At 64.4% G+C, this 20,349-nt stretch carries 18 protein-coding genes; 6 read left to right on the top strand and 12 right to left on the bottom strand.

The genetic code is table 11. The annotated features are described in order from the left end of the window. The first annotated feature begins 5 nt into the window (after positions 1-5). Both HF684_RS01415 and HF684_RS01410 read left to right on the top strand, forming a co-directional pair. Positions 6-1,979 carry a hydantoinase B/oxoprolinase family protein gene (locus HF684_RS01415; protein ID WP_169251014.1) on the top strand — a complete coding sequence of 658 codons (1,974 nt, stop codon included), beginning with the start codon at positions 6-8 and terminating at the stop codon, positions 1,977-1,979. A 131-nt stretch (positions 1,980-2,110) separates the two neighbouring features. Beyond that, the gene (locus tag HF684_RS01410) at positions 2,111-3,031 is read left to right on the top strand and encodes a carbon-nitrogen hydrolase family protein (protein ID WP_169251013.1); all 921 of its coding nucleotides are present in this window, start codon (positions 2,111-2,113) and stop codon (positions 3,029-3,031) included. 214 nt (positions 3,032-3,245) lie between these two features. Here the strand turns inward: HF684_RS01410 and HF684_RS01405 are convergent, their stop codons facing one another. Together HF684_RS01405 and HF684_RS01400 are read right to left on the bottom strand one after the other, a co-directional pair. Next, positions 3,246-4,796, bottom strand: a complete 1,551-nt coding sequence (locus HF684_RS01405) for a PepSY-associated TM helix domain-containing protein (protein ID WP_169251012.1) — start codon at positions 4,794-4,796, stop codon at positions 3,246-3,248. Positions 4,797-5,099: 303 nt separating this feature from the next. Then, entirely contained in the window at positions 5,100-5,654 is a 555-nt protein-coding gene (locus tag HF684_RS01400) for a hypothetical protein (RefSeq protein WP_248279070.1), read from the bottom strand. A gap of 157 nt (positions 5,655-5,811) precedes the next feature. Here HF684_RS01400 and HF684_RS01395 point away from each other — a divergent pair, with 157 nt between their 5' ends. Beyond that, positions 5,812-6,267: a hypothetical protein gene (locus tag HF684_RS01395; protein WP_169251011.1), complete on the top strand. Its 456-nt coding sequence runs from the start codon at positions 5,812-5,814 to the stop codon at positions 6,265-6,267. Between the two features lie 2 nt (positions 6,268-6,269). Then, positions 6,270-6,626 (top strand): PadR family transcriptional regulator, encoded by a 357-nt coding sequence (locus HF684_RS01390; RefSeq protein WP_248279069.1) that lies wholly within the window; start codon positions 6,270-6,272, stop codon positions 6,624-6,626. Here HF684_RS01390 and HF684_RS01385 read toward each other — a convergent pair. From HF684_RS01385 to HF684_RS01370, 4 genes are all read right to left on the bottom strand, one after another. Continuing rightward, positions 6,575-7,024 (bottom strand): GNAT family N-acetyltransferase, encoded by a 450-nt coding sequence (locus HF684_RS01385; protein WP_169251010.1) that lies wholly within the window; start codon positions 7,022-7,024, stop codon positions 6,575-6,577. The two genes, HF684_RS01390 and HF684_RS01385, sit on opposite strands and share 52 nt — an antisense overlap. A gap of 39 nt (positions 7,025-7,063) precedes the next feature. Next, positions 7,064-7,924, bottom strand: a complete 861-nt coding sequence (locus HF684_RS01380; protein WP_169251009.1) for an aldo/keto reductase — start codon at positions 7,922-7,924, stop codon at positions 7,064-7,066. An 81-nt stretch (positions 7,925-8,005) separates the two neighbouring features. Further along, positions 8,006-8,401, bottom strand: coding sequence for an MmcQ/YjbR family DNA-binding protein (locus HF684_RS01375; protein WP_169251008.1), 396 nt, complete (start codon positions 8,399-8,401; stop codon positions 8,006-8,008). A gap of 50 nt (positions 8,402-8,451) precedes the next feature. Further along, positions 8,452-9,984: a sodium:solute symporter family protein gene (locus HF684_RS01370; protein ID WP_169251007.1), complete on the bottom strand. Its 1,533-nt coding sequence runs from the start codon at positions 9,982-9,984 to the stop codon at positions 8,452-8,454. Between the two features lie 237 nt (positions 9,985-10,221). On the opposite strand from HF684_RS01370, the gene HF684_RS18910 reads away from it, so the two are divergent. Beyond that, entirely contained in the window at positions 10,222-11,343 is a 1,122-nt protein-coding gene (locus HF684_RS18910) for a PDR/VanB family oxidoreductase (protein WP_169251006.1), read from the top strand. A 78-nt stretch (positions 11,344-11,421) separates the two neighbouring features. Here the strand turns inward: HF684_RS18910 and HF684_RS01360 are convergent, their stop codons facing one another. The 6 genes from HF684_RS01360 to HF684_RS01335 all read right to left on the bottom strand — a co-directional run bounded on the left by HF684_RS01360 (position 11,422) and on the right by HF684_RS01335 (position 18,885). After that, positions 11,422-13,113, bottom strand: coding sequence for an aromatic amino acid lyase (locus HF684_RS01360; protein WP_248279068.1), 1,692 nt, complete (start codon positions 13,111-13,113; stop codon positions 11,422-11,424). A gap of 105 nt (positions 13,114-13,218) precedes the next feature. Beyond that, entirely contained in the window at positions 13,219-14,469 is a 1,251-nt protein-coding gene (locus HF684_RS01355; RefSeq protein WP_169251005.1) for a cytochrome P450, read from the bottom strand. Positions 14,470-14,628: 159 nt separating this feature from the next. Further along, positions 14,629-15,417, bottom strand: a complete 789-nt coding sequence (locus HF684_RS01350; RefSeq protein ID WP_169251004.1) for an IclR family transcriptional regulator — start codon at positions 15,415-15,417, stop codon at positions 14,629-14,631. A gap of 75 nt (positions 15,418-15,492) precedes the next feature. Further along, entirely contained in the window at positions 15,493-16,371 is an 879-nt protein-coding gene (locus HF684_RS01345; protein WP_248279241.1) for an NAD(P)-dependent oxidoreductase, read from the bottom strand. Positions 16,372-16,456: 85 nt separating this feature from the next. Next, complete coding sequence (locus HF684_RS01340) at positions 16,457-17,902, bottom strand: FAD-dependent oxidoreductase (RefSeq protein WP_169251003.1); 1,446 nt, start codon at positions 17,900-17,902, stop codon at positions 16,457-16,459. 218 nt (positions 17,903-18,120) lie between these two features. After that, positions 18,121-18,885, bottom strand: coding sequence for a GntR family transcriptional regulator (locus HF684_RS01335; protein WP_062860559.1), 765 nt, complete (start codon positions 18,883-18,885; stop codon positions 18,121-18,123). Between the two features lie 187 nt (positions 18,886-19,072). On the opposite strand from HF684_RS01335, the gene HF684_RS01330 reads away from it, so the two are divergent. Continuing rightward, the gene (locus tag HF684_RS01330) at positions 19,073-20,188 is read left to right on the top strand and encodes a TIGR03364 family FAD-dependent oxidoreductase (protein WP_169251002.1); all 1,116 of its coding nucleotides are present in this window, start codon (positions 19,073-19,075) and stop codon (positions 20,186-20,188) included. Positions 20,189-20,349 lie beyond the last annotated feature (161 nt).

Here is a 20,349-nt window from a genome sequence, read left to right as displayed (position 1 = left end):
GACCCATGACCACATCAACGGAACAGTCGACGTCCACGCTCGACCCGGTGACTTTCGAAGTACTGAAGAATGCCTTCGCCACCAGCGTCGACCTCATGAGCGAACAGATCCTGCGGACCTGCTATTCGTTCGTCATCTACTCACGCGACTTCTCGTCGGCACTTTGTGACCGCTACGGAAACACCGTCATGCAGGGCAGCGCTGACATCGCCGTCCACGTCGGCACTCTGCACTTTCAGTGCAAGGCCGTCATGGAGGAGTTCGGTGATGACATCAATCCTGGCGACGTCTTCCTCATCAACGACCCTTACCGAGGCGGCACGCACTTCAATGATGTCAGCTTCATCCGTCCGATCTTCGCTGATGACGAGATCATCGGCTTCGCGCAGAACAAAGGCCACTGGGCCGATATCGGTGGGTCCGTCCCGGGCTCGTTCGATGTCTCTGCCAGTGAGCACTTCGGTGAGGGTCTGCGCATCACCCCGCTTCGGGTCTGGCACAAGGGCCGGTTCCTCCACGATGTAGCTCAGCTGCTCGTGTCGAATACGCGTGCTCCCGATCAGGCCCTCGGCGATCTCAACGCCCAAGCCGAGGCCACAGCTGTATGCGAACGCGAAGTGCTCCGCCTCGTCGACAAATATTCGAAGGACACGGTCCTCGATGCGATGCAAGAGACGCAGGACTATGTCTGCCGCACGGTTCTCGCCGGCCTCGGTGATCTGCCCACGGGCGAGTGGGAAACCGTCGATTTCCTCGACGGCGATCCGGCCAAAGGTGAGGGCCTGGCGCCGATCCGCGTGAAGCTCACCCTCGACGGGACTGGCATCCACTACGACCTCACCGGCTCGGCCGAGGCAGTCTCGACCTTCCTCAACTCTGGTTACGGGACGACGTTCTCGGCGATCTACGCCGGCACGAAGACCTTCTTCCCCGAGGTTCCACTCAACTCCGGGTTCTATCAAGCCGTGACGGCCGAAATCGGCGAGGAAGGAACCGTCGTCAATGCTGGTTGGCCACATGCCGTGACCGGATTCTGTTCGGGTCCGTACGAGAAGGTGATGAACGCGATCTTCGAATTGTGGTCCCACATCATGCCCGAACGCGCCATGGCGTGTGCATTCAACCTCGAGTATCTGCTCGTCGGTGGGCATGACGCCAGGACCGAGTCGAGCCCGTACTTCATGTGGTACGACTGGATGGCAGGCGGATGGGGCGGCCGATCGACGAAGGACGGCTCGTCGGCGACGTCGCCGGTGTTCGGCACCGGACTCGCCGTGCAGCCGGTCGAGGGACAGGAGCGTCTGACCCCGGTAGTCACGACTCAGCACTCGATCAACATCGACTCCGGCGGGCCGGGCAGGTTCCGCGGAGGTTGCGGCGTCAATAAGGGCGGCATCCTCACCGATGCGACTGGAGCAGTAATGAGCTACTGCTGCGATCGAGGCCGATCGACGACGTGGGGCATCAATGGCGGGCTGCCATCGATCCCACACGGAGTCTGGCTCAATCCTTCATCGGAGAACCCACGCTATTTGGGCGCCACGTTCTCGAACGTAGCCATCAGCCCCGGTGACACGTTCGAACGCCCCAGCGCCGGTGGAGGCGGGTTCGGGGACCCTCTCGAACGGAGGAGGGCCGAGGTGCTCGAGGACGTCATTGACGGCTACGTATCCATCGACCGCGCGGCCAAGGACTACGGTGTCATCATCCGTGAGATCGATGCCGAACTCGACGAATACGAGATCGACGAAACCGCGACAGCGAATGAACGGGAACGGATCCGCTCCGAACGCGCGTCCTGGCTGGACGCCGACCCCGCCGAGGTGGCCCGCCGTTACCGCGCTGACGAGATCACCGTCCACGACGTCGTCCGGCAGTACGGCGTCGTCCTCGACTGGGGCACCGGTGAACTGCTCGAGAAGTCAACGGGACAGTTCCGCGATAGCATGCGAATTCGGTCCGCTTCGCACTGGAGTTGACGATGGCAATTGGCCGAGGCGCTCGTCCTTTTCGGGACGGGCGCCTCGGCTGTCTCTGGCCGATTGACCTTTCCCGCCTCACATTCGACAGTAGGGACAGGAGTTTCCGTCGAGCAGAGAAGGTCGATCTCATGCACAAGGTGGCAGTCGTCCAGGCAGGTTCCGTTCCATTCGATGCCGAGGCGTCGGTGGACAAGGCGATCGCAAAGATGCGCGAGGCCGCGGGCAATGGGGCAGAGCTCATCGTGTTCCCCGAAGCCTTCATCGGCGGCTACCCGAAGGGCAGCACGTTCGGCGCTCCCGTGGGGATGCGGACTCCGAGGGGCCGGTCGGAGTTCGAGCGGTACTTCGACAGTGCGGTCACCGTTGACGGCCCCGAGGTCGCCAGGCTCGCCGAGGCAGCCCGCGAGGGCAGCGCCTTCGTCGTCATCGGCGTCATCGAACGGGCCGGCAACACTCTCTATTGCACGGCGTTGCTGATCGATCCGGACCGCGGCGTCGTCGGTGTGCATCGGAAGCTCATGCCCACCGGTACCGAGCGCGTCATCTGGGGCTTCGGGGACGGCTCGACACTCGACACGATGGACACCCCGTTCGGGCGGGTGGGCAGCGTCATCTGCTGGGAGAACTACATGCCGCTGTTGCGCCAGGCGATGTACGCCAAGGGAGTGTCCGTCTATTGCGCCCCGACCGTCGACGACCGGCCGACGTGGACGGCGACGATGACGCACATCGCGCTCGAGGGGCGGACGCATGTGCTCTCGGCCTGTCAGTACATCACGAAGAGCGAGTTCCCAGACGACCACCCCTTCGACGAGGAGCTGCCCTATGGCAAGACCGCCATCCGAGGCGGCAGCGTCATCGTCGCACCCACCGGCGAGGTGCTGGCCGGGCCGGTCTATGAGGAGGAGACGATCCTCTACGCCGATGTCGATCCCGGCGCCAAGACCCGCTCTCACCTCGACTTCGACCCGGTCGGCCACTATTCTCGCCCGGACGTCTTCGAGCTGCGCGTCGACACGCGAGCGAAGAGGTCCGTCACCTTTGAGTGAAGCGGCTGGACGAGCCGGCCGCTTGTCGGGCGAAGGTCCTGCCGAATGCTGGTTAGAAGTCCTGCTACTTGCTGGGTTCAGACTCGGCCGCTTGCTCGATACGGGTTCTCGTGCGGCCGTGCACGCCGCCTGCCACATGAGGTTCAGGTGAGTTGGGGCCGTTCATCGAAGATTCGACGATCGGCCCCAGCAGGCAAGCGGCACAGCCGCCTGCTCAGCCGAAGCTACTCGCCCGCCACACACTTGCCCCAAGGACCACGTCGAAGACAATGAAGACCACGAGGCTGATGCCCACCAATGGCAGGAACAGACCGATCGCAATGGCGCCGAGCGCGACCGCGGCCAGTCCCCACCACGGCGCCTCATTCAGCGCACCACGTGCCGGGGCACGCCCGACCCTCGCGGCTCCGAACCGTGTCACCGGTCCGCGCCTCGGCCGACGCTGCCACCACATCACATAGCCCCAGACCGTCATCGACGCGATGCCCAGGGCGAGTGCGACGAGCACGATCTGGTTGGCCAGCCCGAACATCGATCCCATGTGCACGTCGATGGCCCAGCGGGCGAGCTTCGCAGGCACGCTGTAGTCGACGAAGTCGACGCGATCGGTGACCTCCATCGTCGTCGGGTCGAAGGCCACAGCGTCGACCTTCGTGGGGAAGCTGCGCTGGATCTCCTGGACCACCCACGCCGAGTGGTCATCGGCAGGTGGCCGGATCTCGACGAGCCCGGTGTCGATGTTGACGTCGCGTCCCATCGACAGCATCATGTCGAAGTCGGCCGGGTCGATTGCGGCATGATCAGCGGCACTGCCGGCCGCCTCGGCGGACGCGTTGCCACCATGATGGGCGTGCTCGCCGGTCGCTGAGGCGCCGCCGAGTTCCGTCGACACCGCCGGGGTCTCCCAGCTCAGCGCGGCACGCAGCTTCGTCACGTTGTCCCCGCCCAGCTGCGACCAGGTGATCCCGGTGGCCGAGAGGAACAGCATCCCGATCGCCGCCCAGATACCCACCGAGGCGTGCCAGGAGAAGGTGCGCCTCAACCCCTTGTGCTTCCGGCTCGGTCGCAGCATAACCAGCGGTTTCCTCGTCCGCCGGGCGCGGAGGACCCAGAGCACAATCCCCGCGGCGGCGACGATTCCCATCCATGAGGCGGCGAGTTCGCTGTAGAACCGTCCGAGGTCGCCGAAGTGGAGGCTGCGGTGCATCTGATCGATCCACGTCCGCAGCGGCAGGGCACCCGAGGTGCCGTACACGGTGAGGTCACCGACCACCTCGGCGGTGGCGGGGTCGACGAAGATCGCCCGGGATTCGCTCTCGCCGAGGCTGGGCTCGGAATACATCACGCGAGTGGTGTCGCCCGGCTCGGGGGCCGGGCGGACGGCGGACAGTGTCGCGTCGGTGTCTCCGACGACGGCGTTCGCAGCCGTGACCTGGTCGGCCAAAGGAAGCGAATGGTCGGTCGCGGGGACGTTGAGCTCATCAGCGTAGATCGCCTTCTCCAGCGTCGGGCTGATGGCGTAAGCCGCGCCGGTGAGCGCGGCGATGAGGATGAACGGGCCGATGAGGATCCCCACGTAGAAGTGGAGGCGCCGCAGGAGCGGGCCGAGCCATGGGAGGCGGCGGTCGGGTCGATGCGGTTGGCTGGAAGGCCGTCGGCCGGGATGGCCGGTTCGGTGGTCCGGTTCTGGATTGTTCCTGGTGAGATTTCGGCCGGTGGAGTCCGGACCCGAGTTTTCGGGCACGGTTGATGACGGTGTGGTCATGGTGATGCTCTCTGTCGATAGTGCTGAGCCGGATCTGGTCGGCCTGATGCTTTCGACGGGCAGATGCGGTCGACGACCAGATGGGCTCAGCAGTGATCGCACCGGCTCACGGGAGCCGATGCGCGGATGTGTTGAGTGTCAGACTGCAGGCTGCGGCGGGCCCCGCCGCAGCACCGGTGAGCGGAGGACGCCGAGGCTGCGCGGCAGCTCGGGCTCGAATCCGATGAGTGCCCGCGGTTTCCCGATCGGCGGTCGCGAGACGGCGAGGCGAGGGATGACCGCGCGGATGATGAGGCGGGCGAATTAGCCGAGCATGACCGGTAGGCGTTCGCCCCAGTAGATCATCGCGATGGTGACGATCCCGGCAACGCAGTGGGCCAGCAGCATCGCCGGCGAGGAGTGCGCGTGCATCTCGGCGGCTGCACCGCCCGACCCGTCCATGGCAGGCATGACCGCAGAGTCATGGGTCATCTGCATCGCACCGCTGGGCATCGAGTTCATCGATGCATGGTGGGTCGTCTGCATCGACGCGTGCTGCGAATGCGAACCGAGGAGAGCGGCGAGCCCGCCGTCGGATCGTGTCGAAGCACCAGGCCCACCGGAAGCGGTCGGCGTGAAGAGGGAGAACAGGAGGTGGAAGAGCGTCTGGCTGATCCCGACGGAGACCGTCAGGCGCGGCAGCGACAGTCGGTGCCCGGCGAGCGCAACGCAGACGAGGATCGACAGCGCCAGCGGCACGATGAGGCCCATCGTGGTCGGAAAGGCTCCCCCGCCGAGGATGTGCGACGTCAGTGCGACGAACGTCGCCGCGCTCGCGGCGAGGGTGCCGCGCAGAGCGCGCCGGTGCCTGATCCTCATCCCCACGGGCCTATTTTCACACAAGCCCTGCGCACAGCGGTGCCGCGCGAGACAAGACGGTCCTGCCGCTCCGGGATATCCCTCGGCCGACGTTCCCCGGAGAGATGTCCAGAGGATACTCTTGCCACATTCAGTGAACCATAGGTACAGTACCAATATGTCCTCCACCTCGCAGACATCATCGCCCGCCAACGCCCGCACTCTGCTGCTGCCGTACACGCTCGTACTCATCGTCGCCATGGCCATCGTCCAGATCGTCATTGCGGCCACCGGCGGCGAGGTCACCATCCTCGCCGGCATCCTCACCGCCGTCGTAGCGCTGGGAATCGCGGTGTGGCTGTGGCGGAACCTGCGCGTGCTCAAGCGTGTCCGCTTCGGAGTCGTCATCGCCCATGTCATCGCGTTCGTCACCGTGACGATGTCGTACAACCTCCATGCGCTCGTCCGCCTCATAGACGCGGGCCGCACCATTGATACGTCGGCCGCGGAGAACCTCCATATGGCGCTCGGCGGCTCGTGGATCGGAGTCACCCTCGTCATGAGTGGACTGTGGGGACTCGGCCTGCTCATCCACCTCGTCGGTTCGGTCCTCGGCCGCGGCTGGGAGGACTGAGCGTGGCGGCCGAAACCCCGGAAGAGCGCGAATGGCTCGATCACCGCGTCGACTCCTGGGTCGAGACCTATAAGAAGTCGATGCTCACTCCGGTCACGCTCTCACTCGTCGCCGCGCATCAGCCGGCCGAGATCTCGACCATCGCCGAAGCGGTCACCGCCGCCACCGGCTGGCAGATCACCGAGCGCGGCCTCTATCGCACGATCAAGAGGCTGCAGGATTCCGGACTCCTGGTCAGCACGGCCGTCGATGCCCCGCGAACCGGAGCAAAGCGCAAACTGCTCTCCCTGACCGCGCTGGGAGCGAGCTACCTGACGGGAATCAGGGGCCACCTCGTCGAGGTTCCGGAACAAGAATGACAGGAGCGGGGCCCTGAACCGGCGATGGCGGCATCAGTGAAGCAGAGTTTGGTGAACTCCCGGATCATTCGTGTGCCGATGCCCTTGCCTGTCGCGGTGACCTCTCCGATGAAGTAGTCGATCGTCAGCGCATCCCTCGGGGCGTCGGCCAGAGCGATGAGTTCCCGCTGCTCGTCCGCATAATCCCAGATCGCACTGCGTTGGATGAACCCGACCGGTACCCCGGCGTCCTCGACGATGAAGTCGAATGACGGTTCGGAGCCGTCGATGCTGCCGCCGAAGTCCCGTTCGATCGCCTCCGACGTGGTCTCGTGGTTCCAGAATCGCGCAATACGGGGCGAACTGAGCCATCGCGCGAGCAGCGGAAAGTCGGCTCTGGTCGTCCGTCGGAATTCCACGTTGTCCCCGCAGTCGGCGTCAACAACTGCCGTGCTGCCTCACATCTCTTCGTGGGTGAGCGGATCCCGGCCCTTCATCCGACCGCGCTCGAGCGCGGAGATGGCCGCCACCTCGGAGGGGGTGAGTTCGAACTCGAAGACATCGGCATTGGAGCGTTGACGGTCGAAGTTCGTCGATTTCGGGATCGGGATGCTCCCGATCTCGATATGCCAGCGCAGAACCACCTGGGCCGGGGTCACGCCATGGGCGGCGGCCGCCTCGGCGATGGGGGCTTCGTCGAACAGCCCCTGGTCACGGTAGAGCGGGGACCAACTCTCGGTCTGCACGCCGATCGACTTGTGGAACGCCACGAGCTCGGTCTGCGGGAAGTACGGGTGCAGCTCGACCTGGTTGACGGCCGGGGCGACTCCGGTCTTCTCGGTCAGTTCGGTGAGCATTTCGGCAGTGAAGTTCGAGACGCCGATGGACTTCACGAGCCCGCGATCGCGCAGCTCGATGAGGCCCTCCCAGGTCTCGACGTACTTGCCGACGCTGGGGTTGGGCCAGTGGATGAGGTGGAGGTCGAGATAGTCGAGGCCGAGTCGGGCCAGCGATTCCTCGGTGCTGGCGATGGCTTCGTCGAAGCCGTGGTGGCGACCGGGGATCTTGCTCGTGACGAACAGTTCCTCGCGTGGGATGCCGTTGTTCACGATGGCCTGACCGACCTCGCGCTCGTTCTCGTAGTTCACCGCGGTATCGAGGAGGCGGTAGCCGTTGTCGATGCCCGCATCGATCGCGTCGATGCCCTCCTCGCCCTTCATCGCGTAGATGCCGAGCCCGAGGTGCGGAATCGCACGCCCGTCGTTGAGGTCGATGGTGGGGATGAAGGCTGGAGTGGTGTAGTCAGAGAAGTTGGCCATGGCCCAACCCTATGACCGCCGAGGCGGCGCTGGCCAGGGTGTTCACCGTGAGTTTGTGTGGGGGTGAGGGCGAACAATTGCTCACGCCTGAGCGTCGAGCGCCTTGATCAACCTCGCCGAGGCGGTGTTCCGGTACGAATCGACGAGCAGTTCTCGGATCTCCCCGTCATCGAGGTCGGCGATTTCCAGGCCGACCCACCCGGAGGGCCCCAGGTACATGGGAACGAAGCTGCCCGGCTGCTCGAGCACCGCCTCGGCGTCCATGGGATAGAGCAGGACGAGCAGTGCCTGCGGGTGCTGCACCATCTCCCCCGCGGCGTGCTTCTCGGTGCCGCCGTAATGAGCGAAGATCTTCTCCGTGAAGAAGGCCGGCCTGCCGTGGGAGATCTTCTCGGCCGCCTCGGGCAGGCCCAGCGCGATCGCGCGGACCCGCTCGAGCATCGGATCGTCGTCATCGAACATCTGCGGATGCGCCATGAGTCAACGGTACGCCGCGGCAGGCGGAATCAGAGACTGGTCAGACGAACCTATCGCGACAAATCCGTGTTCACAGTGTTCGGCTCATGGCCCTGGACCCCCTCTCCGGGTCCGTTGAGCCCTGGTGCGGCAGCCGATCCTGCGGAATTGCCACGGCTGCGGCCGACGAATTCGTCGGCCTTGGCGAATTCGGCAGAGGTCGACAGCGATACTGACACGTAGAGGACGAAGCTGATGCCAAGGCCGATGAGCACCCGCGTCACCGAGCCTTCTCCCCAGAACGACGGCAGGGCGATGCCGAGTTCGATAAGGAACCCGTAGAGGATGAAACCTCCGCCGCCGATGATCGAGGCGATGGCCCCGGCGGAGTTCGCGCGCCGCCAGAAGAAGCCGAGGACGAGTGGGAAGAAGACTCCCGCCGCCAGCATCTCGGAGGCCAGCGCGAGAAGCGTCAGTGCGCTCGGCAGCTGCACGGCGACGACGAAGCCGATGACCGCCGCCAGCAGCGTCGCGCCTCGTGCGATCCACACCTTCTGCTTCTCCGCGACGTCGCGGCGCAGAGCCTTCGTCGTCAGTTCGGTGAGGTAGAGCGAAGACAGGTTGAGAGTGGTGCAGATCGTCGACATGATCGCTGCCGCGATGCCGATGAATACGATGACGCCGAAAATCGGCAGGAAGTGGCTGGTGGCCAAGGTGGCTACGAGACCCTGCTCCGGCGGCTCGTTGAAAGCCGCGATCGATGCAATTCCGGCAAAGACGACGAGGAAGTACAGCGGCAGGAAGTAGATCATCGCATGCACCGTGACCTTCCGCGCCTCCTTTGGGGACCTCGTCGCCTGCAGGCGCTGCCAAGCGGCGGGATCGATGGTGAACGCCAAACCGAAGGCGATGACATAGCCGAGGTTCGGACCGAAGCCTTCCCACAGGTTGAGGAACGCTGCATCGCGTTTCGCCTCGATCGTCTGGATGATCGCATCCGGTCCGCCGGAGACGATGACGGCGCCGACGAAAGTGACGATGAGCCCGAGCAGGAAGAAGCCGAACTGCGCGGTCTCGGTGAGCACGACGGCTCGGAACCCGCCGATCATCGCATAGGCGAGTGAAAAGGCGATGGCCACAGCCACACCCCAGGCGAAGCTGATCTCGAAGAAGACCATGAAGAAGAGACCGAGCGCGACCATCTGGCTCGCTCCCCACACGATGAGATAGATCGCGGTGACGATGGAGAGCACGGTCCCGGCGGTCTTGTTATATCGCGAGGTCATGATCCCGTCCTGGGACAACATTCCCGCACGCCGGATGATCGGTCCCAGAGCGAACAGTGCGATCACGGCGATGACAGTGGGTCCGCCGAGAACCCACCATGAGCCCATACCCTGCGTATTCGCCTCGTCGACGGAGATGAGAGCTGAGTTTCCGCCGTACCACGTGGCGACGAACGCCATGGCCAGCATCCAGGCGGGCATCGTGTTGCCGCCCAGAAAATAGTCGGTTTCTGTGTCGGTGCGTCTCTTGTACAGGGACACACCGAGGAGGATGAGAAAGTAGGCGGCGAGCGCGCCTATGAGCCACAAGGGAGACACCGTTGTTTCCTTTCGCAGACGGTCCCATCACCGGGTGCAATTGCGTGGTCGCTCCTTTACGTCCTCGCACACACGCTGACGGTTGACGACCACTCTTCAGCGATTGCGCCGAGCGCGACAACTGCGATTCCCAGCGGCTGAGAATGCGGATCGCTGCCGGCTCCCCGCTCGTCCCACACTGGACACGTACACGCGGCCCGAGCGACGAAGCGTTGGGCCCTGACGTCTGGAGGACCAATGACGGCGACCACGCACGGCAGCCCGGCGATCGGTGATTTCGACGGTATCGACCTCGACATGCTCATCAGCCAGGGGTTTCGCCCCGTGCCCGTCAGCGGTGTCCGCACGCTCACTCCCGAGGTTCTCGGAATCGATCTCTCCCCCGCCGAGGCGTCTGCCGGTTCCGCTCCCGGCTCTCATCTCGAGGTGGCAGTCCCTCTGCCGAACGGGCTGGCGATCCGCCACTACTCGCTCCTGGCCGGTCCGGCCGACTCCCTGCATGTCGCAGTGCTGCGGGAGCGCCACGGTCGCGGCGGATCCGCCTGGCTGCACGAGAACATTGCCTCATGCACGTCCCTGCTCGTCCGCGGCCCTCGTGACACATTCGGCTACGAAGGGAGCGGCCCCGCGTACTTCGTCGCCGGTGGCATCGGCATCACCCCGCTGACTGCGATGATCGCCACGGCCGTCGCGGCTGGTCGAGACTGGCATCTGCTCTACGTCGGTCGTCGACAGGAATCGATGGCCTTCGCAGACTCTCTCGTCGACGAATATGGACCAGAAAGAGTGACGATCCACATCACCGAGGCGGCAGGACGACCCGATGTGGTATCTGCCGCAGAGGAGTGGGCGTCGCTCCGCGACGAGCCGACCACCGTGTACACCTGCGGCCCTGTTCCCCTGATGCGGGCACTCGAAATCGGCTTCGAGCACCGCCCGGGCATTTCAGTGGTCAGTGAGGACTTCGACGAAGACAGTGAGCAGACCGCACCGGCGCGGTCTGCTCCGCGAGCCGGCGGCACCACCTCGGCGAGTCAGACCGGCAACGATACGACGGCATCCGATGCAACCGAGGTCAAGGCCGAGGGAACCGACGACGACTTCGTCGTCGAGCTCGGGGACGGCTCCGAAATCGATGTGCCGGCCGGCTGCACGATCATCGACGCCCTCAACAAGGCGGGCGTGCGCACCTTGAGCTCGTGCCAGAAGGGCACGTGCGGCACCTGTGAAACCGTCATCCTCGACGGGCAGGCCGATCATCGGGATTCGGTGCTCTCTGCCGAGGAACATGCGGCGCAGGAGACGATGATGATCTGTGTCTCCCGCGCCTGCGGCAAACGGATCTCCCTCGACCTCTGAGACAGCGAATCGGTCCTCTGCGCACAGCAGTGCCCGGTGATGACTGCGACCTGCAGTCGTCACCGGGCACTGTATGTCTTAACTGTGGGCAGCCGTGAGAACCGCACGCTGCTTGACCAACGACGCGGCTGTGCGCACCTGCGGATAGAGAACGACGTCGCGGGTGAGGTGGGCAATCATCTTGCCCTGCTCGTCGGGCGTCGACCGCAGCATCGCCGACACCTTCTGCGCCGTCGTCGACAGGTCGGATTCCGAGACCGCAGTGCCGCCGGGTCGGCCGGCCTGCACTCTCAGTTCGAGTGCCTGCACCGACATGAGGAGTTCGACGCCGACGACGACTTCCACGTTGGCAACGATCTGCCGCAGATGCCGACCGGCGTTGTTCGCCATCGACACATGGTCCTCTTGATTCGCCGAAGTGGGGATCGAGTCAACAGAATCAGGGTGAGCCAGAGTCTTGCAGTCGGAGACAAGTGCGGCTGCGAGGTACTGCGGGAGCATGAATCCACAGTCGAGACCGACCTGGTCGGAGTCGACGAGCATGTCCGGCAGTCCCCGATTGAGCGTGCCGTCATCAAGGCGGAAGATCCGCCGTTCGGTGATATTGCCGATCTCGGTGGCCGCAATCGAGAGGAAGTCTGCCGCAAAGGCCACGTACTCGGCGTGGAAATTTCCTCCCGAGACCGCTTTGAGGTCGCGGTCGAGGTCGGGGAAGACCAATGGATTGTCCGTCGCCGCGTTGATCTCCCGCTCAATGATTCCGAAGGCGAAATCGAGGGTATCCGCGATCGGGCCGAACACCTGAGGCACGCATCGCAACGAATAGGCATCTTGAGGTGGTTGACGCTGCGGGTCGTTGTCCCGGTCACCGGTCGTCAGCTGCGAGTCACTGATGTACCCGCGCATCCGTTCGGCGACTTGGATCTGCCCCTTCTGTCCACGTGCTTCGTGCAGTTCGGCGATGAATGCGTCGCCGAATCCCAGCAGTGCTTCGATCGACAGGCAGGCGGTCACCTCGGCGGTGTGGAGAGCACCTTGCACATCCCAAGCGGCGAGCGCGGTCTGGGCGAGTGAGAATGAGGTCCCATTGAGGAGTGCTAGTCCGTCTTTGGCCCCAACAGGAATTCGTTTGAGGCCAGCGGCAGCCATTGCTTCGTGCCCGGACACGACACGGCCGTCAAGGATCGCTTCCCCTGAGTTCTCCGGTTCGTCACTGCCATCTGGAGCGGTGGTGAGCACGAGCGCGATATGGGCCAACGGGATGAGGTCTCCGGAAGCGCCCAGCGACCCGTATTCGGGAACGGCCGGCCACACATCGGCGTTGAGCATGGCAACCAGACCTTCCACGAGCGCCCATTGGATTGCCGAATAGCCCTGAGTGAGCGAGACGACGCGGATGAACATCGTCGCTCGCACGACCTCTTCGTCAACGATTCGGCCGAGACCGGAAGCATCGGCGAGGATAAGGCGCCGGGAGAGTTCGGCAGCATCATCGGCAGAGGGGAAAGCTTGGCGTCCGGCCAATGAACCGAATCCGGTGTTGACGGAGTAGATCGCTTCGACGGGCTCTCCCGCGCGCATGCGCGCAATGACGTCGTCGAGCCAAGCACGTGACTTGGCGCAATGGCCTTCGATCTCCGGTGCCAGGCGAATACGCCGGCGGAACCGCGCCACATCGATGAGCTGCTCCAGCGTGGCAGGTTCGAGGCCGAGGACGAGATCCTCTCCGGGGAACTCCTCCCGGGTGCAGGCTGCTGCGGTATCGATCACATCGAGTCCTCTCGTTCCGGTCGCACGGGTGTTCGTGCGGTGGTGTTGTGGTGAATCATCGGCGTCAGCTTTTCGGACTTCTGTCCTTCAGATGACGAATGAGTGTCAAGCCGCGTGAGCTTTCAGCGGCACTGTCGCATAGCTCTGCAGCGTCGTATGGACGAGCGGTTCGGTCGGACCCGTCGGCTCGAGTCGTGCGACGCGGGTGACGAAGGCGGACAGAAAGGCGTCCATCTCCATCCGAGATATCGGCTGGCCGACGCACTGGTGGATGCCCATTCCGAATGTCAGATGGCCGCTCGAGTCCCTGTCGAATCGGAAGGCATGAGCGTCATCCCCCCATTTGCTTTCGTCCCTGTTCGCGCTGCCGGGGAACACGAGCACCTTCGTCTCAGCGGGGATCTCGACACCGGAGAGGGCTGTGTCTCTCGACGTGGTCCGGTAGAAAGCGTAGAAGGGACTCTCGAGCCGAAAGGATTCGTCGATCGCGAACCGCACCGACCGCGGATCGGCGTGGATCTTCGCGTACTGTTCGGGATGGCGGGCCAAGGTGTTGAGTGTATTGGTGATGGCGAAGATCGTGGTGTCCAGCCCGGCCGACAGAAGTGCTCTGACCAGCAGCGTCGCCTCTTCCGGAGTAATCTCGCCGGAGTCCGCGAACTCCCACAGCTGCGCGCCCATACCCGAGGGGTCGAGGACTTCGCGAGCACAGTTCGCCAGCACCCAGTCGTACGTGCCAGCGGATTCGTCGATCCAGCGTTGGGCGATCTCGTTCTGCGGTCCGAACGTCGCGAAGTTCGCCGCTCCCTGAACCAGGAGATTCTCGGCGCGGCCTTCACGGGGAATGCCGACCGCATCGCCGAACACACGCAGCACGTAATGTTCGGACAGACGCGCGGCGTCGAATTCTCCGTCGTCGGTCGACAGAATCTCGTCGATGGCGGTCTTCGCATAGGTGGAGAAGTCCTTCCGCCGCGGCCGCAGGCGTCGCGGCGTGATGACACCGTCCATGGCTGATCGCATCCGCGTGTGCAACGGTGGATCGACTTCGAGGATCCCGGGCTTGCGCAGCGGCGGATTGTGGTGGATGTTGACGCTGCCCACGCCCGCTCCTGAGATGAAGGTGCGGTAGTCCTCGAGAATCTCGCGCACCTCGGCGTCACGGCCGAACGCCGGCACCCCGTACCGACTCAGCCAGGCGGCAGGGCCAGTAGCTCGCAGTCTGCTCATAAATGGGTATGGATTCGTGAGGTTGTCCAACGAATATGGATCTTCATCGAGGACGGGGATGTTGAGGATCCGAGCATCTGATGTAGCGGACCCCGCTGTGGCGGAATCCGTCGCTGCGTTCACCATGAATGACCTCCATTGCTCGTTCTGGGGCGAACCGCACCGCACCAGTTTCACTCTTCCACGGGCGGCATCGGCAGGTACGTGTGTCTTCCCTGCAGACTAAGAACTCCAGTACCATCCGGCGAATCGAATTCTCAGCCTGCGGGAATCGACCTCTTGGTATCAGCAGACTTCAAGCAACTCGGCCCGAAGAGCCTCGACTGCCTCGAGGAGGACGGGTTTAAGTGAGGCTGCTGTCGCATTTCCGAAACGTTCGGATCGTCCGGCCAACGTGAGAGAGCACAGAACCTCTCCGCGCACTGTGACCGGGTATGACAGTGCATTCGCGCCAGTGCCCAGCTCGGATTGGGAATAGGCGAACCCGTCGACGCGGATCCGGTGGAGGGACGCCAACAGAGCCTCTTCTGTAAGACGGGATTCGGCGATCACCTCGGCGATGATCTGGGCTGGAGCATGAGCCAGCAGAACCCTCTGCCCCGCGCCTTTGTCCAAGGGAAGAACCTCGTAGGTTCGGAAAGCAATCTCCGCATCCTCATCGGGGGCCACCTGGCGCAAGCACACGGCATTCCGTCCCTCTCGTACTGCAAGCACCGAAGTGCGGCCGCTGCGGGTGCTCAGATCTCGCAGGAACTTGTTGCCGACATCAAGCAGATGCGACCGAGTAGTCGCCGCGCCCGACCACGAACTCAGACGGGAACTGGGCAGATACCGCCCACCGAATTCTTCGACAAGGTCGAAGCTGCGCAGAGTTTTGAGGTAGCGATAAGTCGTCGACAGCGGCAGGCCCAGAGCGGCGGCCAGGTTCTTCGCATTAGTCTCCCCTGTTTCGGCGACTGCTGAGAGGATCCGCAGACCGCGCTCGAGCGACGTATCGCGTCCCCCGTCATCGTGCGCAGGATATGAGCTGTTTGCTGTATTCATCCTCTTGTCGGGGTCTGGCGACTCTGCCATCGGAACCTCATGTCTTCAGGGGCGTTCGGATTCTGCGCCCGCCGTTACAGTGATCATATCCACGTACTGGTCGGGTCAGACGATCAGCCCAGTTGGTGTCTTGCCGCCCAGGGCATCGATGACAGCTTGGGCTGCGGCGAGACCTGCGCATTCACGTGCCTCGACTGTCTGACCGGCCAGGTGGGAGGTGATCCAGACGTTGTCGAAGCTGCGCAGCGGGTCGTCTGCGGTCATCGGTTCAGCTTCGAGGACGTCGAGAGCGGCGCCGGCGATTTGTTCGTGGTAGAGGGCGTCGACGAGGGCCGCCTCGTCGATGAGTGATCCGCGAGCGGTGTTGATGAGGAACGCGGTGTCCTTCATCACAGCGAGCCGGTCGGCGCCGATGATCGGGGTTCCGGTCGCTCGGGCGTGGAGAGTGAGATAGTCGGCGGCCGAGACGACGGTGTCGACGTTGGCGAATTCGATGCTCGGGTCCGCCTTGGTATCGGGGTGGGAAGTGCCGACGATGACTTTCATGCCCAGAGCTGCACCGATTGCGGCGATTGCCTTGCCGCTGGGCCCGTATCCGATGACGCCGAGCGTCTTGCCGCGCAGTTCCGTGCCTGCCGTGCGTGGCCACTGACCGGCGTTGGTGCCGGCGATGACGTCAGTCAAGTGTTTGGCGCAGTTGAGCATAAGGGCGAGCGTGAGCTCAGCGACGGCGTGATGGTTGACGCCGGGGGTGTTGGCCACGTGGATGCCGAGTTCCTGGGCCGAGTCGGTGTCGACGGAGTCGTATCCGACTCCGCTACGAGCGAGGATTCGGAGGTCGGTTGCCTCGGCGAGCATGCCCCGGGTGATCGGTTCGCTCGCAACGATCGCACCTATCGCACCTTTGAGGAGTTCGCGCTGTTCATCCTCGGTTCGGGAACCGGCTGCCGGGGAGTAGACGGGGTCGAGTCCGTGTTCCCGCAGCAGCCGGTCAACGCTGTCTCCGGGGCCCAGTTAATCGGTGGTGATGACGATGCGACGGCTCATGATGGTGAGCCTATCGCGGCCATCACTTGAGGGCGCCGAGCACCTCGTTGAGCGCTTCGGTGGCCGAGGGGTGGGTGTAGATCGTGTCGCGCAGTTCGGTCGCGGTGACATCGTGGCGCATGGCGAGCGCCACGGTGTTGATGACCTCCTGCGAGTGCACATGCACGAGAGCCGCGCCGAGGATGTGGTCGGTCTTCGCGTCGACGACGAACTTGACGATTCCGCGGGGGTCGCCTTCGATCTTCGCCCGCGGAGCGGCGGCGATATCGGCCTGGAGCTTCGCACCGACCTTGATCTCATAGCCTTCGTCGCGGGCGGCCTTCTCAGTGAGGCCGACGCGGGCGACGGGCGGGGTGAGGAACATCGTGTACGGCACGGATCCGCGGTCCTTCGTCGACCGTTTGCCCTCGCCGAGGAGCTGATCGGCGAGGATCCGATTGTCGTCGAGCGAGATGTAGGTGAACATCGGTCCGCCGTTGACGTCGCCGAACGCGTACACACCCTCGGCGGAGGTGCGCAGGTACTCATCGGTGACGATGAACCCGCATTCGTCAGTCTCGATGCCGGCCTTCTCAAGTCCGAGGTCGGCGGTGGCGGGCTTGCGTCCGACGGCCAGGAGGACCGCCTCGGCGTCGATGGACTTCGTCTCACCGCCAAACTCATAGGTCACGGCCGCGGCCTCGGCGCCGTCGTTGACAGCGGTCACGGAGGCATCGTTGACGATGGTGACTCCGTCGTCGGCTAGGGCCTCGGCCACCACCTCGGCGACATCGTCGTCTTCATTCGCGAGCGGGCGGGGTCCGCGGTCGAGGACGGTGACCTCCGAGCCGAAGTGGGCGAACATCGAACCGAACTCGAGTCCGATGTAGCCGCCACCGACGATGACGAGGTGACGCGGGAACGGGTCGACGTGCTGCAGGGTTTCGGAATCGTGGATGCGGCCGCCGAGCTGTGCGCCGTCGATGGGTGGGATGTTGGCGACGGATCCGGTGTTGACGACGACGGTGTCAGCGGTGATCGTCATGGTGTCGGCACCGCCGGTGACGCGGACTTCGCGTTCGCCGGTGAATTCGGCACGGCCGGCCACCAGCAGCACAGAGTCGAGGTCGGCGAGCATCGAATGGTTCTTCTTCCGCATCGCCCCGGTCAGGGTGTCGCGGCGTTTGACGGCCTTCGCGAAGTAGTCGTCGGTGTCGTCGTCGGCGCGTTTGTTCTCGGCATCGTGGACGAGGATCTTCGTGGGGATGCAGGCGATGTTGATGCAGGAGCCGCCGATCATCATCTCCGACTGTTCGACGACGGCGACTTTCTTGCCGGCGCGAGCCATGGTCCCGGCCAGCGTCTTGCCGCCCTTGCCCCAGCCGATGACGAGGAGGTCGACGTGTTCGGTGTGGTCGGTGCCGGTGGGGGTGGAGGATGGGGTGGCTTCGGGCGAGGTGGCCTGCTGTGTCACTGTCTCTGTGGTCATGCTCAGTCCTCTCGAGGTCGGTGTCTGTCACTGTACTCCCGGGCGGGGCGTCCGCCGGCGGGGTTCGCGACTGCCTATACAGAGTTCAACGAATCGCCTCGCCGCATATTCCTAGCGCCGGACAGTTGGAGACCCGACTCACCCTTATTACTACCCGACGGCGGCACAGATACCTCGCGCGAGGTTGCTGGGCCGCCGTCGGGTAGCAATAAGGCCTTTTAGTCGCCGGAGATGAGGGACATGGAACTCGGGTTTCCGCGGGTGGAGTTCATGGTGAAGCTCGCCTTCCACGGCAGGTACCGATCATCGGAGGACTCGATGACATCACCGGCAGTCGTGAACGCCCGCCGGCGCACGCGCAGCAGCGGGGTTCCCACGGGAACTTCGAGGAGCCGGGCATCGTCATCGTTCGCTCCGACCGCGTCGATCGTGCGCGACGCCCGGTTGATGTCGACGCCCTGGTCGATGAGCTCTTGGTAGATCGACCCGGAATCCGTGTCGAAGGCCAACACGTGCCGACCGAACTCGAATGGGTAGTTCAGCCTCTCGACCATGGCCGGAGCTTCGTCCATGAGCCGCAGCCGGAACACCGAGACGATCGGATCGCCCTCTTCGATCCGCAAACTCGCGGCCAGTGATTTCTCCGCCGGTTCCCGCGCCACACGCTGCGTGACCTGGCCGGGCACGATGTCCGAGGCGTGGCACCACTGAGAGAAGGAGATGACGTCGTCGAAGGACTGGGTGAGGACATTGTCGAGCACGACCGTGCGCCTCCCCCGCCCCGAGGAGATCAGCCCCTCCCCGCGCAGAGCGGACATCGCCTGCCGCACGGGCCCACGGGAGCTCGCGAACTTCCTTGTCAGCTCCGCCTCGGAGGGCAGCTCATCGCCGGGCTGGAACGAACCTTCACGGATCGCCGTGCGCAGATAGTGCGCGATCTCGTCATGCTGCTGACGCGTGCGGTGCCTCGGGCCGGTGGTCATGACCTCACTTCTCCTTCAACGATGTCCCTGCGGCGGCTCAGAGAACAGCAGCCCATGGTCGCGGCGGTGCTGTCTCGGTGAACTCGCAATGGCTCAACGGAGTCCGAATGTCACATTCAGGTGAACAGACATCAAACTTGTACATACATATCTTCATCTTACGGCACATCCGCACGAATATGAGGGAATGCCGACAACAGATCTCATCATCACCGGCTCGGGCATCCTCGGCCTAGCCACCGCATTCCTCGCCCACCGACAGGGGCGCAGCGTCCACATCATCGACCGCTCCGACCGCCCCGTGGGCTCGTCCATCCAGAACTTCGGGCACGCCTGCTTCACCGGCCAGTCCGATTCCGCACAGCCGATCGCCGCGAAGGCCCGCGAGGGCTGGCTCGACGCCGCGGCCGCCACCGGGCTCTGGGCTGCCGAGACAGGAACCTTCATCCCCGCGATGACCGAGACCGAGCTCACCGTCCTCGAACAGTTCGCCGCTCATCGCGGCCCCGAGCAGGCACGGCTGCTCGACCCGAACACGATCGCCGAGGCGATCGGCAACCCCGGACTCGCGGCCGTCGGCGGGGCCCATCTGCCCCTGGACATGCGCGTCGACCCCCGACAGGCAGCCCCCACGATCGCCGCATGGCTGGCCCGCCAGGGTGTGGAGTTCACGTGGAACACGCAGGTCACCGCGGTGGCCGACGGCACCGTGTCGACGACGCGCGGGGACTTCCACGCCGAACAGGTCGTCGTCTGCCCGGGCTATCAGCTGACAAGCCTCTTCCCCGAGATCGCCGACGCCCACGAGATCCGCATCTGCTCGCTCGTGATGTCGCTCATCGAAGCCCCGCAGCACATTCCGACAGGCTTCGCGATGCTCACCGGCACGTCGCTGGCCCGCTACGACGGGTTCGCCGCCATGCCCGGCGCCGAGACGCTGCGCCACGACCTCGACGAACGGGAACCCGAGCTGCGCGGCTGCATCGCGAACCTCATGGTCACCGACATTCCGCAGGGCCTGCTCATCGGCGATTCGCACGCCTACGACCTCAGTCCGGAACCGTTCATCGATGAGAGGATCGGCGCCCTTCTGCTCGATCGAGCCGCCTCGATGCTCGGGATCGAACGCCCCACCGTGCTGCAGCGGTGGCTGGGCATGTACGCCGACAGCCCGACGACGAACCTCGTCCTCGAACGCCCGGACGAGCGCACGACCGTCGCCGTCGTCGCCTCGGGGATCGGCATGACCCTGTCGTTCGGCATCGCCGATCTCATCCTCTCCGGCGGCACTGCTGACATCTGAGGCAACTCCCCCTCCTCGCCCTGACACCATCAAGTCCATCCGGCCCCGAGGCGGTCGCGCCCATCCACGCGACCGCCTCGGGGCCGGTTCGACAACTGGGGCCGGCTCGACGACTGGGGCCGGCTCGATGCCCCCAGAGATGCGTCGCCCGGCTCGGACCC

It is taken from the genome of Brevibacterium sp. 'Marine' (assembly GCF_012844365.1).
In the GTDB taxonomy this organism is placed as follows: domain Bacteria; phylum Actinomycetota; class Actinomycetes; order Actinomycetales; family Brevibacteriaceae; genus Brevibacterium.
This window is presented reverse-complemented; position numbering and strand designations above follow the sequence as displayed.

Coding starts and splice junctions, on each gene's coding strand:
- HF684_RS01380 (WP_169251009.1), bottom strand. CDS start 7,924: ATGGCCAACTTCTCTGACTACACCACTCCAGCCTTCATCCCCACCATC.
- HF684_RS01395 (WP_169251011.1), top strand. CDS start 5,812: ATGTCCTCCACCTCGCAGACATCATCGCCCGCCAACGCCCGCACTCTG.
- HF684_RS01410 (WP_169251013.1), top strand. CDS start 2,111: ATGCACAAGGTGGCAGTCGTCCAGGCAGGTTCCGTTCCATTCGATGCC.
- HF684_RS01400 (WP_248279070.1), bottom strand. CDS start 5,654: ATGAGGATCAGGCACCGGCGCGCTCTGCGCGGCACCCTCGCCGCGAGC.
- HF684_RS01415 (WP_169251014.1), top strand. CDS start 6: ATGACCACATCAACGGAACAGTCGACGTCCACGCTCGACCCGGTGACT.
- HF684_RS01405 (WP_169251012.1), bottom strand. CDS start 4,796: ATGACCACACCGTCATCAACCGTGCCCGAAAACTCGGGTCCGGACTCC.
- HF684_RS18910 (WP_169251006.1), top strand. CDS start 10,222: ATGACGGCGACCACGCACGGCAGCCCGGCGATCGGTGATTTCGACGGT.
- HF684_RS01330 (WP_169251002.1), top strand. CDS start 19,073: ATGCCGACAACAGATCTCATCATCACCGGCTCGGGCATCCTCGGCCTA.
- HF684_RS01335 (WP_062860559.1), bottom strand. CDS start 18,885: ATGACCACCGGCCCGAGGCACCGCACGCGTCAGCAGCATGACGAGATC.
- HF684_RS01340 (WP_169251003.1), bottom strand. CDS start 17,902: ATGACCACAGAGACAGTGACACAGCAGGCCACCTCGCCCGAAGCCACC.
- HF684_RS01355 (WP_169251005.1), bottom strand. CDS start 14,469: ATGGTGAACGCAGCGACGGATTCCGCCACAGCGGGGTCCGCTACATCA.
- HF684_RS01350 (WP_169251004.1), bottom strand. CDS start 15,417: ATGGCAGAGTCGCCAGACCCCGACAAGAGGATGAATACAGCAAACAGC.
- HF684_RS01375 (WP_169251008.1), bottom strand. CDS start 8,401: ATGGCGCATCCGCAGATGTTCGATGACGACGATCCGATGCTCGAGCGG.